Source organism: Nocardia amamiensis, assembly GCF_015477605.1.
In the GTDB taxonomy this organism is placed as follows: Bacteria; Actinomycetota; Actinomycetes; order Mycobacteriales; family Mycobacteriaceae; genus Nocardia; species Nocardia amamiensis_A.
This window is the reverse complement of the sequence record NZ_JADLQX010000014.1, coordinates 1-14,565: the sequence shown is the minus strand read 5'-3', so window position 1 is coordinate 14,565 and position 14,565 is coordinate 1. Positions and strand designations below refer to the sequence as shown.

The window sequence follows — 14,565 nt, the reverse complement described above, 5'->3', positions numbered from 1 at the left end:
ATCCGGCATGTGATCGCTTGTCCAGGTTGCTAGGGCGCCGACAGGGAACACTGGGACACCTCCCAGTGGCGTGGGGTGGCGCCACCCCGGAGAATAAAAAGGAATGAATTCATGTTAACTAGGCTATTGCCACATCATTCGTTGCGTACATGCGCATTCATTCGTTTTCCATATCCGGAGCACCATGGCGAATTCCGGGAGCCGGTTTTTGACCGGCCGGTAGAATTCCGGTTTCCGCCACCCTAAGCGACGCCCGGGCGGTTGTGTATCGAACTCTTCAGTCTTCAACTGGTCCGGCTCTAGCGATCGCTGCGACACTCCGATCGCCATACAGACCTATTGGTACATTCGTTTCGACTGTGACAGTCATGTCCCACTCCGCGGCTGTACAGATCCGGATCCGTGTCCCCATTCGCCGCGCCACCTCATCGGCCTCGGCGCACGCCACATCCACTCCCTGCACCAATGCGCTCGCCGCGGCCAGCGCCGCCATATCCGCCGCGGCCTGCGCACGATGTCGCGCCACCACGACGGCGCCCACGTGCGCGATCAACAGGGTGGCGCCGATCAGCGCCACCAACGCCGAGCCGGCGAACACGGTCGCTACGCCGTCCTCACCATGAACTGCCTCCACGAACCTGCGCCAGGCCCAGCGCCCGGTCCGGTCGACGGCTTCACGATGGGCCCGCCAACAGCGCCGAAATCCATGATCGGCATCACCTGGGTGCTTCCGCTCACAGTGACTCGCTCCTTCCCCGCTGGACGCAGCCGTAGGCCGGACCGAGGACTTCGCAGTCACGGTGCGGTACCCGGTTCGAGGGTCGTGACTGCCTCGGCGCGGAGCGTGAGCAGCGGTAGAAGGGGAGTTCGGGCGGAGACGACAGCGACCGCACGGGTGCCCTCGGTGCGGAGAGCGATGTCGGCCGCCCGCGGGGCGATCCGCCGGGCCGCGGGTACGGCATTGCCGTGATCGCCCCGCGCGGCCAGACGCGCCGCCTCACGTGCGGCGTCGACACAGCGGACCTGCGTCGACGCCGCCAGCAAGGCACCGAGACACAGCACGACGGTGGCGACCACCGCGGTCAGCGCGAGCGCCGCCTCGACTGTCACCGCCCCTCGGTCGTCACTCGGCCTCGGCCGGCCGCGGTGGTCTCGGCCGCCGATGACGCCGCCTACACCGACGTGTTGAGCGCCCGATCGATGATCTTCGTCAGCGCGTTGACGATGCTGTCGCCCGTCACCACGCCGTAGAGCACCGCACCGAACGCCGCCGCCGCGATCGTGCCGATCGCGTACTCCGCGGTGCTCATGCCGTCCTCGGCGACCAACGCCTGCACCGCTCGCCCGCGCAGGCCCGTATATATAGCCTTCAGCCGCTTGCCGCCGGACCTCGTCATCCACTCGATACGCACCCGATTCCCCTCTCATTCCGGCCCGTGCGGCCGCTCCGCACGAGCACGCTTCCTTGGACGCACCGGGCACCGTGATCCCACGCCACCGCCCCGAACCCAGCTGACGCATCCGAATCCACGCCGCTGTGGCGGACGAACGCGTTGCCTCCGAGCGGGTGCTCGGCGGGATCACAGCAGACCGCCGCCGAGTACCCGGCCCGCCAAGCCGATGACCACAGGCACGATGCCGAGGCAGGCGAATGCCGGAAGGAAGCACAAGCCCAGCGGTCCGCCGATCAGGACGCCTGCGCGTTCCGCCTTCGCGGCGGCCGCGTCTTCGACCGTCGCCCTGCGCTGTCCGGCCAGCTCGCCGACCGCGACCGCCAGCGACGCACCGGAGCGAGCCGAACGGCGCGCCATCCGGGCCAGTGACTCGATCTCGTCGGGCCCTCGACGCCCAGATCCATCCCGGGCGACCTGTTCCCAGGCAGTGGCCGCGTCCGCGCCCAGTGCGAGCAGATCCGCCGCCCGCCGCAGTGCTCCGCCCAGCGGTTCCGGCGCCTCGGGCGCCACCGCCCGTGCCGCATCCGCCATCGGCAGACCGGCTCGCAGGCACGCGGCGAGCAGGTCGAAGACCGAGGCGGCGGCCAACGGATCGGCGTTCCGTCCTCCACTCGACTCCTCGACTCGCCCGGTGACCGGCTGGCGCAGAGCACGCCAACGCCGGCCGACCGCCACTCGCCCCGGCAGCAGTGCCAAGGCGATCGCCGACAACAGCAGCGGCGCCACCGTCTCCGTCGTCACTGTCATCCCAACCTTCCCTTCCCGGAGCGGCTGCGTGAAAACCCCGCACGCACCGCATGACCGGCTGCTGTCCTGTTCTCACGCCAGCACCTTTCGTGTAATGACATCGGTCCACAGCAACCCGGCACAGGCCAGCCCGGCGCCAAGGGGAAGCAGCACTTGGCCTGCGGATGAGGCGAAGAGAACATGCAGGGGAGAAGCGCCCATCATCTGGCCGAGCGCGATACCGAGACATGGCAGGCAGGCCAGAACCGCGGCGGTCGCGCGGGCACCGGCCAGCGCGGCGGTGGTGCGGCCGTGCAACCGCATGCGCTCTGCGAGATCCGTACGAGTTGCGGACAGCAACTCGGCCAGCGCCAGACCGTGCTCCTCGGCGATCTGCCAGGCGCCCGCGACACGGGCCAGTTCCGCCGCGACGAGGGACTCCGGTCTCCGCAGCCCCTCGGCCGCGGACCCGCCGAGCCGACTGCGTGCGGCGCCGACGGCGAAGACGCGTGCCGACTCGCCGTGCACCTCGCGTGCCGCGACCTCGGCGGCCGTACTCGGATGGGCGCCTACCCGCAACTCACCGATGACGGCTTCCAACGCCCCGAGGAGGTGGTCGCGCTCGGCGTTCCTGCGCCGGTCGCGCGCAGACCTGCGGACCCGCAGCGCCAGCGTCCCCGCGATCATGCTCGCCGCGAGAAAAGGGCCCGGCCCCAGAACGACGAGCACGGCTACAACGCCTGCGATGGCACCAGCGCGGGCCATGGTGCTCCACGCTGGCCTTCGACGCTCGCCTCGTGCGCTGAATATCCGGACGAACCGGCGCCGTGATCCAGGCGCCGGAGCCGCGACCAGCGCCAATGCGAGTAACACCATCGCCGCACTCATCGGTCGAGCCGTTCGGCGAGCAGGCGGGACAGGTCGGCAGCGGCGGGAGCCTTACCCGTGAAGTGCCATGCGGGCGTAATGCGCACCCGGCCACCGTCGGTGCGATGCACCAGACCGATCTCGCGCAGTCCCCGTGTACCGTCGGGTCGGCGGTGCACATGAAGGACGACTTGGACCGCGGCGGCGAGTTGGCTGTGCAGGGCTGCGCGGTCCATTCCACCCAACGCGGCAAGTGCCTCTAGGCGCGCGGGAACTTCCCGCGGCGAGTTGGCGTGCACGGTGCCCGCGCCGCCGTCGTGACCGGTGTTCAACGCGGTCAGCAGGTCGACGACCTCAGCGCCTCTGACCTCGCCGACCACGATTCGGTCCGGACGCATACGCAGTGCCTGGCGGACCAGATCGCGCACGGTGACCGCACCGACGCCCTCGACATTCGCGGTCCTGGCGACCAGGCGGACGACATGGGGATGCGGCGGTGCGAGCTCGGCGGCGTCTTCGACACAGATGATCCGCTCGGTCGGATGCACCGTCGCCAGCAGGCCGGACAGGAGTGTCGTCTTACCCGCCCCGGTGCCGCCGACCACCAAGAAAGCCAGCCGTGCCCGAACGATGCTCTCCAGCAAGAGCTTTGCCTCCGCCGACACCGCACCCGCCGCGGCGAGCGCGTCCAATCCCTGCGTAGCCGGGCGAAGTACGCGCAGCGAAAGGCAGGTGCCGCCATGGGCGACCGGCGCGAGTACCGCGTGCATGCGGACACCGAACGAATCGCCCAGCGCCGCACCAGTTCCGGACAGCCGGCCGTCCACCCAAGGTTGCGCGTCGTCGAGCCGCCGCCCCGCCGACAGCGCCAAGCGCTGCGCGAGCCGCCGGACCGCGGCCTCGTCGGGGAACGTGATGGAAGTCTGCTCCAGTCCACGCCCGCGATCGATCCACACCGCGTCGGGGCCGGTCACCAGCACGTCCGCGACGTCCGGATCGTGCAGCAACGGTTCTAGCACGCCCGCGCCGGTCATCTCGGTCTGCAACAACCGCAGCGCCCGCAGCAGATCGGTGTCGCCGAGCACCCCGCCTGCCTCGGCCCGGATCGCCGCGGCGACCTGCGCCGGATCCGGGTCACCCGTCTCGGCGGCCAGCCGCTCGCGCACTCGATCCAGCAGCTCACCCGTCAGTAACGCATTCATGCCTCCACCTCGCTGCCGCTCGGCTCCGGCATGACTGCGAACGCAGCCGTGCCCATTGGTCGCTCGCTTCGCTCACTCATGCCTCCACCTCGCTGCCGCTCGGCTCCGGCATGACTGCGAACGCAGCCGTGCCCATTGGTCGCTCGCTTCGCTCACTCATGCCTCCACCTCGCTGCCGCTCACACCCATAACCACCTCGTTCACCGTCGCTGCCCGGCTGGTGCGCTGAGCACACCGAGGACCGCGTCGGCGGCATCGCGCAGTGGTCCCCGCCGGCGCATCGAGACCGCGCCACGCTCCAGCCGGTGCGCAAGCCCGGTTTGGGCGCGGACGGCGGCGAGCAAGGGGATGTCGAGAACTTCGGCGACTTCGTCTCCGCGTAGCCCTCCGGGCGCCGGCCCACGAACGATCAAGCCCTGGTTCGGGTTTCGCCGCGCGATGTGGGCGGAGACCGCTTCGGCGGCGGCGACCGCCCGCAGCCGGGCCGGAACGACCAGCACGACGAGATCCGCCGCGTCGAGCATCTGGTCGGCATGCGGTCCGCGCTCACCCGAAATGTCGCAAACTACGAAATCGCCTGCGGCACGGCCTGCTTCGAGCACAGCGCGGACACCAGCCGCGCCGAGTTCGCGTGGCAACCGCCCCGCACCACATCGAGCGCAGGACAGCACGGCAAGGCCGGGCGCGGCGGCAGGCAGCGCGCCGTGCAGGGCGGCCGCAGACACCCGTCCGTCCTCGACGACCAGGTCGGGCCAGCGCAAGCCCGCTGTCGTCTCGATGCCGAGGAGCAGGTCGAGCCCTCCTCCGAAGGGGGCGCCGTCGACCAGCAAGGTCTCTCGCCGGAACGTCTCGGCCGCAGCGCGCAGCGCGACCGCGACGGCCAGGGTGGACGCCCCAGCCCCGCCGCCCGCCCCGGCGACGGCGACGACCACCCCATCGCCCGCACGCTGCTCGCCATACTCAGCAAACATCTCGATGAGCCCCACCGCGGAGCCCGGCAGAGCGATAACCCGCTCCGCGCCGACCGATGCCGCGACCTGCCAATCGAGCAAACCTGGCTCACCGTCGGTTACCAGCACCACCCCGGTTCGGCGCAGATACCCGCCCGCAGCCGCGTCTCGCGCGGCATCGGTGTCGAGGATCACCAATGCCGCGCCGGTCCAGGCATGCCTTCCGACGGGTTGCGACGGCTCGTCGAGATTCCTTTCGGCGGCGGCCGCGACGCGCCGGACTTCGTCACGCAAGCGTGCGTCGTGGATCAGCACGAGGGCAGGCGGTGTGCCACCTGGCGCCGAGTGGTCGAGATTCATGCAGGTCAGCGTGGCTGAATACGGCCGGGCAAAGAAGGGGGTCCGTGCCGAATGTGGATAACTCACGGGCTGTGGACAACTTCTCGAGCCACGCTGCCGAACGAATCGTCCCGGAAATAGAGGACGGCCCCAGCCGGGGGGGGAGGAGGCTGGGGCCGTCGGGTTCAGCCCCGGGGGGTCGGGCTGAACGCGCCTGGACCATGTCCAGGTGCCAGCAATACTACACCCAATCCCCGGCCACGACGCAAGTCCGGCATCAGAGAACTTTGTGCCTACCCAAGCCCCGGCGTCTGCGGGGCAAACCCCGCGGCAGCATCGCCCACCTCGCCCCTTACCAACGAGGACACCCCTGCCGAAGGGACGCAGCTGGATGAAATCAATCCGCAGGCGTGCTGGCGAGCCACGACAAGAGGCACTAAGACTCGAGGCCGCCGCTTATGCGCCCGGCCGAGCCAAGTCGAGGTCGCCGCCTATTCTGGTCGGGTGGACAACCCACCCACCGCAGGCGGCCGCGTCGCCGCCTTCTTCGATCTGGACAAGACCGTGATCGCGAAATCGAGCACGTTCGTGTTCAGCAAGCCCTTCTACGCGCAGGGGCTCTTGAACCGCCGCGCCGTGCTGGAGAGCAGCTACGCCCACTTCCTGTTCCTGCTGTCCGGGGCCGACCACGATCAGATGGAGCGGATGCGCGCCCACCTGACCAGCATGTGCGCGGGCTGGGACGTCGAGCAGGTGAAATCCATTGTGGGTGAGACACTGCACGAACTGGTCGAGCCCCTGATCTACGCGGAGGCGGCCGACCTGATCGCCGACCACAAGATCCGGGGGCACGATGTGGTGATCGTGTCGGCCTCCGGCGAGGAGATCGTCGCCCCGATCGCCGAAGCGCTCGGCGCCTCGCATACCGCCGCTACCCAGATGGTGGTGGCGGACGGCAAGTACACCGGCGATGTGGAGTTCTACTGCTACGGCGAGGGCAAGGTGGCCGCGATCGAAAAACTCGCCGCCAGTGAGGGTTACGACCTGTCGCGGTGCTACGCCTACTCCGACTCGATCACCGATCTTCCGCTGCTCGGCGCGGTAGGGCACCCGACCGCGGTCAATCCGGACCGCAATCTGCGCCGCGAGGCCACCGCGCGCGGCTGGCCCGTTCTGACCTTCTCCAACCCCGTGTCGCTGTGGTCGCGCTTCCAGGCGCCGTCGTCCACCACGCTCGCTGCGACGGCCGTGGTCGGTGTGAGTGCGGTACTGGCCGGCGCGATCAGCTATCGGATGCTGCGCCGTCGCCGCTGAGATCTGAGCGTTCGGGTGCCGCCTCGCGCGGGGCGCCAGGCCCTCGCCATCAGCTTCGCCGACTTAGCACATGAGGCGAAGGACCAGGCATTTTAACCGCGAAACGCCGAGAAACACGTCGTTTGTTCAATGCCATTCGAACCCTTGATGTGAATGCAGTCACAGTGTAGAAAGGTAACTACGGAAGGGCGGAAGGCCTAGGCAATACCGGAAGAGAAGGGATTGCCTCCCGACCCTCCTTCCCAGCACGGACACCAGGCACCCACGCGGAGCACGCCGCGACAAGGGCAGAAGCGTTGTGGGCCTGCGAAATCCGGGTATTCGACGGCGAGGGCCTCGCACAGGTTGCGGGGATGAACCGGCGATGTCCGGATGGTCGCCGAGGCCGCAGAACACAACCCACCCAGCACGCTTGGTAACCCGGTAGTCCGTGCTAGCGGGCGGTGAGGTCGACAGACAACGCCGCCCGCTTTGACGTGTCGGGGGCCGCGGTTATCCCACCGCCGAGTCGGCGATCGATGTGGCCTCGCGCGCTCCGTCCTCGAAGGCCCCGCAGCAGAAGATCACCCAGCCGCCCACGGCTTCCGGATCGCCGGTCCCGAACCCGTACGCGGCGTCCAGATAGGCCTGGCGCCTGCGCAACCAGAACACCTCCGGTACGCCGAGACTGTGTGGGTCCAGCCCACTGGACACGGCGACCAGGCGTGAGGCCGCCCGCGCGACTACACCGTCCGCCGTCCCGAACGGTCGCAGCGCCAATAGCTCACCGTGTACCACCGCGGCGATCACCGGTGCCGGCGCTCGTGAGCCGAGCGCTGTTTGCGCCAGCAGATCCAGCCGCTGCGCCACACCCGGCTCGTCGCGCGGCCTGCCGAGCGATTCCTCTGCCGAGACCAGATCCGCGGCGGCGAGCAGATGCAGCCGCGCCAGCGCCTGCAGCGGCGCCCGCTGCCAGGTGCCTGCCAGGTTCCGCAATGCGTCCCCGTCCAACGCCTGCCCGACCCGCAACGAACCGGCCAGGATCGGATCGGCCACGCGGCCGTCGGCGGGGAGTTCGGTGCTGCCACCGTCGATGGCGGCCGAGGAACGGGCCGCGCGCACCGCGGCCTCGGCTGCCGTGGTCGGCCACCCACGGCGGTTCGCCTTGTGCCGATGCACCTCGGCGAGCGCGTCGCGGGCACGGTCGGCCGCGTCCCGGACACCCGGTAGATCGGCGAGGGGCTGTAGCGGATCGGTCACGGCATACGAGGCTACTTGCCTGTTCCGGGACCGATCCCCCCGCCTGATGCCCCTTACCCTGCGAGCAGGGCCCGCCCCGGAATCGCGTCGAGCAGGTTGCGGGTGTACTCCTGGCTCGGGTTGTCGAACACCTCGTCGGTGGCAGCCGCCTCGACCACCTTGCCGTGCTGCATGACCAGCACGTCGTCGGCGATCTGCCGGACGACCGCCAGATCGTGGGTGATGAACAGATACGTCAGCCCCAACTCGGCCTGCAACTCACCGAGCAGCCGCAGGATCTGCGCCTGCACCAGCACGTCGAGTGCGGACACCGCCTCGTCGCACACCACCACCTCCGGCCGCAGCGCCAGCGCCCGAGCGACGGCCACCCGCTGACGCTGCCCCCCGGACAGCTCGTTCGGGTAGCGCCGCAGCACGCTGGACGGCAGCGCGACCTTGTCGAGCAGTTCCCGGACGGTCGCCTCGCGCTCCTCGGGCGTGCCGATCCGGTGGGTGCGCAGGGGCTCCTCGATGGTGCGGTAGATGGTGTACATCGGGTCGAGCGAGCCGTAGGGGTCCTGGAAGACCGGCTGCACCCGGCGCCGGAAGGCGAAGGCGCCCTTGCGATCCAGTGTGGCGACCTCGTTGCCGTCGAAGGTGACCGATCCGGAGGTCGGGGCGAGCAGCCCGAGAACCATCCGCGCCACTGTCGTCTTGCCCGACCCGGATTCGCCGACGATCGCCGTGGTCGAACCGCGGCGTAGCCGGAACGACACGTCGTCCACCGCGACGAATTCAGTCGATTTCCACGGTGCGCGGTCGCGGATGCGGAACGTCTTGGTCAGGTGCTCGGCCACGACCACATCGTCCGGAACCACCGAGAGCTCGGCATCGGCCGCCGCGACCTGCCCGGCCACCCGCACGGCCTGCGCCCGGATCTCGGCCCGCTGCCGCAGCGACGACCGCCGATGCGCGGCCAGCGATGGCGCCGAGCTCACCAGCCGCTTGGTGTACTGGTGCTGGGGATCGCGCAGGATCCGCAAAGCCGGGCCGGATTCCACCACCCGCCCGCGATACATCACCACCAAGTGCTCGGCGCGCTCTGCCGCGAGTCCGAGATCGTGGGTGATCAGCAGCACCGCCGTGCCGAGTTCGGTGGTGAGCCGATCGAGATGGTCGAGGATCTGCCGCTGCACGGTCACGTCCAGCGCGGAGGTCGGCTCGTCGGCGAGGAGCAGTTTGGGACGGCAGGCCAAGCCGATCGCGATCAGCGCGCGCTGGCGCATGCCACCGGAGAATTCGTGCGGATACTGGTTCACCCGGCGTTCGGCATCGGGCATGCCCGCTTCCTCGAGCAGTTCCACGGCTCGCTTGTCCGCGGCCCTGCCCTTCGCGATGCCGTTGGCCTCCAGGGTCTCGCGGATCTGGAAACCGATTTTCCAGACCGGATTCAGATTCGACATCGGGTCCTGCGGCACGAAACCGATGCCGCTGCCGCGGACGGCGACGATGTCTCGTTTCGACGCCGCGGTGAGATTCTTGCCATCGAACCGGATCGATCCGGAGGTGACCCGCCCCGTTCCCGGCAGCAGATCGATGATGGCGTGGGCGGTGGTCGATTTGCCCGAGCCCGATTCGCCGACGATGGCCACGGTCTGGCCCGCATACACCGAGAGGCTCACGTCCCGGACCGCGGGCACGTGCTTGCCGTCGGCGGTGAAACCCACGTTCAGGTCGGCGATCTCGAGCAGCGGCTCGCCCTCTTTCATCGCTTCCTCGCCTTCGGATCGAGGGCGTCACGCACCGCGTCGCCCAGCATGATGAAGCTCAGCACGGTCAGCGCCAGAGCCGTCGCGGGATAGAAGAGGATCGCCGAGGTGCGGATCTCCTTCTGCCCAGTGGCGATATCAGCGCCCCAGGACACCACCGTGCGTGGCAATCCGACGCCGAGGTAGGACAGTGTCGCCTCGGTGACGATGAAAACGCCCAGCCACAGCGTGGTGACCACGATCAGCGGCCCCGCCGCGTTCGGCAGCACATGGCGTAGCAGCGTCTGGAGCCGGGACACGCCCAACGCCTGCGCCGCCGTGACGTAGTCGCTGTTCTTCGCCTGGATCACCGCGCTGCGGGCGATCCGCGCGGCCTGCGGCCAGGTGAACGAGGCGAGGATGACGATGACGGTCCAGATCGTGCGGGCATCCAGCAGCTGCATGATGACGATGGCGGCCAGCATCAGCGGTATCGCGTAGAAGATCTCGGCGACCCGGGATACGAACGAATCCAGCGGGCCGCCGTAGAAGCCCGACAGCGCCCCGAGCGTGCCGCCGATCAGCACGAAGAGCATGGTCGCGCCGACTCCGGCCAGCACGGAAGCCCGTGCGCCATAAATGGTCCGGGCGTAGATGTCGCACCCCTGCTTGTCGAAGCCGAAGGGGTGGCCCGCGCTGCGCGGGTCCATGCTGAAGTCGCCGTTGCAGTAGCGCGGATCCTGGCCGGTGAACCAGCCCGGCCAGATCACCACGATCAGCACAAGCACGATCAGCACCGCCGCGGCGATGAAGATCGGATTGCGCCGCAGTTGTCGCCACGCGTCGCGCCAAATGCTGGTGGGCGCGCCGGAATCCACCACGGCGTCGGTGGCGAGCACCTCGACCTCGTCCGGGGGAGCGACGAAGTGCTCCTGGCCGCGGCGCTCCTGGCCGCCGCCCGTGGTCGGGTCAGGCATAGCGAATCCTCGGATCGAGTGCGGCGTAGAGCAGGTCGACGACCAGGTTGGTGATCAGGAAGATGACGATCAGCACCGTGACGAAGGAGACCACCGTCGGCGGCTCGCCCCGGGTGATCGCCTGATAGAGCGTGCCGCCGACGCCGGGAATGTTGAAGATCCCCTCGGTGACGATCGCGCCGCCCATCAGGGCGCCGAGATCGGCGCCGAGGAAAGTGATCACCGGGATCATCGAATTGCGCAGGATATGCACAGTCACCACGCGGCGTCTGCCGAGCCCCTTGGCCGTCGCGGTGCGGACGTAGTCGGCGGACATGTTCTCCGCCACCGAGTTCCGCGTCAGCCGCAGCACGTAGGCGAACGAGAGCGATCCGAGCACGAACGCCGGAACCAGCAGTTCACCGAGCGTCGCCCGCCCGGAGACGGTCACCGGCGCGATTCCCCATTTCACGCCGAGCAGGAATTGCGCCAGAAATCCCACCACGAAGACCGGAACCGCGATGACGATCAGGCTGATCACCAGCATCGTGGAATCGAACAGCTTGCCTTTGCGCAGCCCGGCGATCAGCCCGAACGCGATGCCGAACACGGACTCGACGAGCACCGCCAGCAACGCGAGTTTGATCGTGATCGGGAACGCGCGCGCGAGTTCGTCCCGCACCGGCCTGCCGGAGAAGGCCGTTCCGAAGTCCAGCGTGACGATGCCCTTCAGATACAGCAGATACTGCACGAGGAACGGCTCGTCGAGGTGGTAGCGCGCCCGCAGCTGCGCCTCCACCGCGGGCGTCATCGGCTTGTCACCGGCAAGCGCGTGGATCGGGTCGCCGGGAACGAGGAACACCAGGGCATAGATGAGCAGCGTCGCCCCGAGGAAGACGGGGACCATCTGAAGCAGACGCCGCAGGACGTACCAGGCCATTTCGCCTCCTGGGTCAGCGCTGCCCGCGCCGGAGGCGACGCAGGGCGGCGAGCGGCTACTTCTCGATGTTCTCGAAGTCGAACAGGCCGTTCCAGGCCAGTTCGGCCCTCCGCACCCGGTCCGACCGGCCCGCGGCGGCCACGTAGTCCAACACCGGGATGTCCGCCATGTCCCTGATCAAAAGGCCTTGGGCCTGCGCGATGATCTTGTAGGACTCGTCCTGGGTCGGCGCGGCCTGGGCGGCGTCGAGCAGGCGGTCGACTTCGGGGTTGTTGTAGTCGACGTTGTTGGTTTCGGAGTAGCTGTAGTACTGCGAGGTGAGGAACTGCAGCATGGTCGGGTAGTCACCCTGCCAGCCGTAGCGGAACGCCTTGTTGATCGTGTGCGCGTTGATTTCGTCGCGGATGTTCTTGAATGTCGGGTACGGCGTGCCGACGGCGTCGATACCCAGGGTGTTCTTCACGCTGTTCGCCACGGCCTCGACCCAAGCTTGGTGACCGCCGTCGGAGTTGTAGGCGATCTCGTAGCGGCCCGACCAGGGCGTGATCGCGTCCGCCTGCGCCCACAGCTTCTTGGCCTCGTCCGGGTTGTACTTCAGCACCTCCGAGCCGGGCAGGTTCGGGTCGAACCCGGGCAGGGTGCTCGCGGTGAAGTCGCGCGCCGGAATCCGGGTGCCGTGGAAGATGTTCTCGGCGATCTGCTGTCGGTTGATCGCCATCGAGATCGCTCTGCGCCGCAACAGCCCTTCCTGGCCGGAGAAGTGCGGCACGTTGGACTGGACGCCGATGTGCTGGTTCTGCGCGGTGGGCTTGGTGATCGCGCGGTCGCCGAGATCCTGGTGATAGGACGTGAGCGCGCTGTCGGGCACCGTGTCGAGCGCGTCGAGGTTGCCCGCTTGCAGATCCGCGTACGCCGTGTCGTAGGACTGGTACATCACGAAACGCAGACCCTTGTTCTTGGCCGGGCGACCACCTGGGTAGTCCGGGTTGGGCACCAGATCGATCTTGACGTTGTGCTCCCACGCCCCCGTGCGCGCGAACTTGTAGGGGCCGTTGCCGATCGGGTTCTCACCGAACGCTTTCATGTCCTTGAACGCGGCCTCCGGCAACGGGTAGAACGGCGCGTACCCGAGCCCGGTCTCGAAGTCGATCGAGGGGGCCTTCAGCTCGATGGTGAACGTGCGGTCATCGATCACCTTCAGCCCCGACATCGTCTGTGCGCTGGGCTTTTCCGCGGACACCTCGTCGAAACCGAGGATCGGGTTGAACACATAGCTCTGCAGCTGTGCGTTGGTGCCGAGCGCGCCGTAGTTCCACGCGTCGACGAATGACTTGGCCGTGACGGGTGTGCCGTCGCTGAATTTCCAATTCGACTCGAGGGTGACCCGGTAGTTCTTGCGATCGGTGGTCTGGATCGACTCCGCCATTTCGTCGTGTGCCTTGCCGTTGGCGTCGTAGTACTTCAGTCCTGCGAACAACCGGTCGACCACACGCCCGCCCATGTTCTCGTTGGTGTTGGTGGGGACCAACGGATTCTGCGGCTCGCCGCCATTGACGGTGACGATGTCGGCGTCGCCGCCGTCGCCCGGGGAACAGGCGGCCAGCCCAAGGCTTGTGGCCAGTAGTACTGCCGCGGTCAGCGCCATCGCTCTGTGGAATCTCAACGCGTTCTCCCGTTGCGAGAAGGGGGGAGCCGGACGACACCCGCGCGAAGTCCACCAGCGCATGCCGACACGATCCGCCTGTGTGGTTGGCAGAGTAACCACCGGCGCGGGCACTGTCACCGGATTGATCCGAGTTCGTTGCACTTGTTACCGATCCGGCAACATCGCCGAAACACCCCCAGTTTGGTGCGTAAATACCCGCACGGCCGGAACATTGCCTACGTCGAGGTAGGCGCGTCCGGCGCGCCTCCGTACAGACGCGCGCCGGGGTGACTGCGACGAAACCCGGACGACACACCGCACGCGGCGTAGGTCACAGTTGATTACTGTCGAACTCGGCTGCGTCGAATCGTGCGCTCAGGCTACGTGGAAAGAAGAGAAGAAATGACTGAAACCACCGCCGACCACAGGGACTCGTACCCACCCACACCGGAGTTCGCCGCCGCGGCGAACGCCGACGCCACGCTGTACCAGCGGGCCGCGGCCGACCGCGATGCGTTCTGGGCGGAGCAGGCGGGGCGGTTGCATTGGCATCAGCCATGGACGCAGGTGTTGGATTGGAGCGCCGCGCCGGTGGCCAAGTGGTTCGTCGGCGGCAAGCTCAACGTCGCCTACAACTGTGTGGACCGGCACGTGCTGGCCGGACACGGCGCGCAGGTCGCCATCCACTGGGAAGGCGAACCGGGCGACTCCCGCGCCATCACCTACGCCGAACTGCTCGAAGACGTGTGCCGGGCGGCGAACTACCTCACCGAACTCGGCCTGCACGCCGGGGACCGGGTCGCGATCTACCTGCCGATGATCCCCGAGGCGATCGTCGCCATGCTCGCCTGCGCCCGCCTGGGACTGACCCACTCGGTGGTGTTCGCCGGGTTCTCCCCCACCGCCCTGCGCCAACGCGTCGAGGACGCCGCCGCCCGGCTGGTCATCACCACCGACGGCCAATGGCGCCGCGGCACCGCCGCCCCGCTCAAGGCCGCGGTGGACGAGGCACTCGCCGAGGGCGAGACGACTGTCGAGCACGTGCTGGTGGTGCGCCGCACCGGCATCGACGCGCCGATGACCGCAGGCCGCGACCAGTGGTGGCACGACACCGTCGCGGTCGCCTCCCCCACCCACGAACCGCAAGCCTTCGACGCCGAGCACCCCCTGTTCATCCTCTACACCTCCGGCACCACCGGAAAACCC

The 14,565-nt window shown here is 68.3% G+C and carries 14 protein-coding genes; 2 read left to right on the top strand and 12 right to left on the bottom strand.

Going from position 1 to position 14,565, the window contains the following annotated elements; genetic code table 11:
* Positions 1–277: 277 nt before the first annotated feature.
* The 7 genes from IU459_RS19230 to ssd all read right to left on the bottom strand — a co-directional run bounded on the left by IU459_RS19230 (position 278) and on the right by ssd (position 5,559).
* Positions 278–634: an Rv3654c family TadE-like protein gene (locus IU459_RS19230; protein WP_195130933.1), complete on the bottom strand. Its 357-nt coding sequence runs from the start codon at positions 632–634 to the stop codon at positions 278–280.
* A gap of 161 nt (positions 635–795) precedes the next feature.
* Positions 796–1,110: a TadE family type IV pilus minor pilin gene (locus IU459_RS19225; RefSeq protein WP_195130932.1), complete on the bottom strand. Its 315-nt coding sequence runs from the start codon at positions 1,108–1,110 to the stop codon at positions 796–798.
* 62 nt (positions 1,111–1,172) lie between these two features.
* Entirely contained in the window at positions 1,173–1,397 is a 225-nt protein-coding gene (locus IU459_RS39720; protein WP_324198946.1) for a DUF4244 domain-containing protein, read from the bottom strand.
* A gap of 183 nt (positions 1,398–1,580) precedes the next feature.
* Positions 1,581–2,201, bottom strand: coding sequence for a type II secretion system F family protein (locus IU459_RS19215; protein ID WP_195130931.1), 621 nt, complete (start codon positions 2,199–2,201; stop codon positions 1,581–1,583).
* Between the two features lie 72 nt (positions 2,202–2,273).
* Positions 2,274–3,068, bottom strand: coding sequence for a type II secretion system F family protein (locus IU459_RS19210; RefSeq protein WP_195130930.1), 795 nt, complete (start codon positions 3,066–3,068; stop codon positions 2,274–2,276).
* Positions 3,065–4,249 (bottom strand): TadA family conjugal transfer-associated ATPase, encoded by a 1,185-nt coding sequence (locus IU459_RS19205; RefSeq protein ID WP_195130929.1) that lies wholly within the window; start codon positions 4,247–4,249, stop codon positions 3,065–3,067. Before IU459_RS19205 ends, IU459_RS19210 begins: the two co-directional genes overlap by 4 nt.
* Positions 4,250–4,449: 200 nt before the next feature.
* Entirely contained in the window at positions 4,450–5,559 is a 1,110-nt protein-coding gene (ssd, locus tag IU459_RS19200) for a septum site-determining protein Ssd (protein ID WP_195130928.1), read from the bottom strand.
* 483 nt (positions 5,560–6,042) lie between these two features.
* Between ssd and IU459_RS19195 the strand changes: the two genes are divergently transcribed.
* Complete coding sequence (locus IU459_RS19195) at positions 6,043–6,852, top strand: HAD family hydrolase (protein WP_195130927.1); 810 nt, start codon at positions 6,043–6,045, stop codon at positions 6,850–6,852.
* A gap of 492 nt (positions 6,853–7,344) precedes the next feature.
* On the opposite strand, the gene IU459_RS19190 is transcribed toward IU459_RS19195, so the two are convergent.
* Genes IU459_RS19190 through IU459_RS19170 form a run of 5 tightly spaced genes read right to left on the bottom strand, consistent with a single transcriptional unit; the run spans position 7,345 to position 13,359 of the window.
* Positions 7,345–8,091: an oxidoreductase gene (locus tag IU459_RS19190; protein ID WP_195130926.1), complete on the bottom strand. Its 747-nt coding sequence runs from the start codon at positions 8,089–8,091 to the stop codon at positions 7,345–7,347.
* A gap of 53 nt (positions 8,092–8,144) precedes the next feature.
* A complete protein-coding gene (locus IU459_RS19185) occupies positions 8,145–9,839 on the bottom strand; it encodes a dipeptide ABC transporter ATP-binding protein (protein ID WP_195130925.1) in 1,695 nt (564 codons plus the stop codon).
* Positions 9,836–10,795, bottom strand: a complete 960-nt coding sequence (locus IU459_RS19180; protein WP_195130924.1) for an ABC transporter permease — start codon at positions 10,793–10,795, stop codon at positions 9,836–9,838. Before IU459_RS19180 ends, IU459_RS19185 begins: the two co-directional genes overlap by 4 nt.
* Positions 10,788–11,714: an ABC transporter permease gene (locus IU459_RS19175; protein WP_195130923.1), complete on the bottom strand. Its 927-nt coding sequence runs from the start codon at positions 11,712–11,714 to the stop codon at positions 10,788–10,790. The genes IU459_RS19180 and IU459_RS19175 overlap by 8 nt, the downstream gene beginning before the upstream one ends.
* Positions 11,715–11,769: 55 nt before the next feature.
* Positions 11,770–13,359 (bottom strand): peptide ABC transporter substrate-binding protein, encoded by a 1,590-nt coding sequence (locus tag IU459_RS19170; RefSeq protein WP_195131084.1) that lies wholly within the window; start codon positions 13,357–13,359, stop codon positions 11,770–11,772.
* Between the two features lie 402 nt (positions 13,360–13,761).
* On the opposite strand from IU459_RS19170, the gene IU459_RS19165 reads away from it, so the two are divergent.
* A partial coding sequence (locus tag IU459_RS19165; RefSeq protein WP_195130922.1) for an AMP-binding protein occupies positions 13,762–14,565 on the top strand: 804 nt, incomplete at its 3' end.

Excerpts from the sequence above, each read along its gene's own strand:
- IU459_RS39720 (WP_324198946.1), bottom strand. The coding sequence starts at position 1,397 with ATGACGAGGTCCGGCGGCAAGCGGCTGAAGGCTATATATACGGGCCTG.
- IU459_RS19215 (WP_195130931.1), bottom strand. The coding sequence starts at position 2,201 with ATGACAGTGACGACGGAGACGGTGGCGCCGCTGCTGTTGTCGGCGATC.
- IU459_RS19210 (WP_195130930.1), bottom strand. The coding sequence starts at position 3,068 with ATGAGTGCGGCGATGGTGTTACTCGCATTGGCGCTGGTCGCGGCTCCG.
- IU459_RS19205 (WP_195130929.1), bottom strand. The coding sequence starts at position 4,249 with ATGAATGCGTTACTGACGGGTGAGCTGCTGGATCGAGTGCGCGAGCGG.
- ssd (WP_195130928.1), bottom strand. The coding sequence starts at position 5,559 with ATGAATCTCGACCACTCGGCGCCAGGTGGCACACCGCCTGCCCTCGTG.
- IU459_RS19185 (WP_195130925.1), bottom strand. The coding sequence starts at position 9,839 with ATGAAAGAGGGCGAGCCGCTGCTCGAGATCGCCGACCTGAACGTGGGT.
- IU459_RS19180 (WP_195130924.1), bottom strand. The coding sequence starts at position 10,795 with ATGCCTGACCCGACCACGGGCGGCGGCCAGGAGCGCCGCGGCCAGGAG.
- IU459_RS19175 (WP_195130923.1), bottom strand. The coding sequence starts at position 11,714 with ATGGCCTGGTACGTCCTGCGGCGTCTGCTTCAGATGGTCCCCGTCTTC.
- IU459_RS19170 (WP_195131084.1), bottom strand. The coding sequence starts at position 13,359 with ATGGCGCTGACCGCGGCAGTACTACTGGCCACAAGCCTTGGGCTGGCC.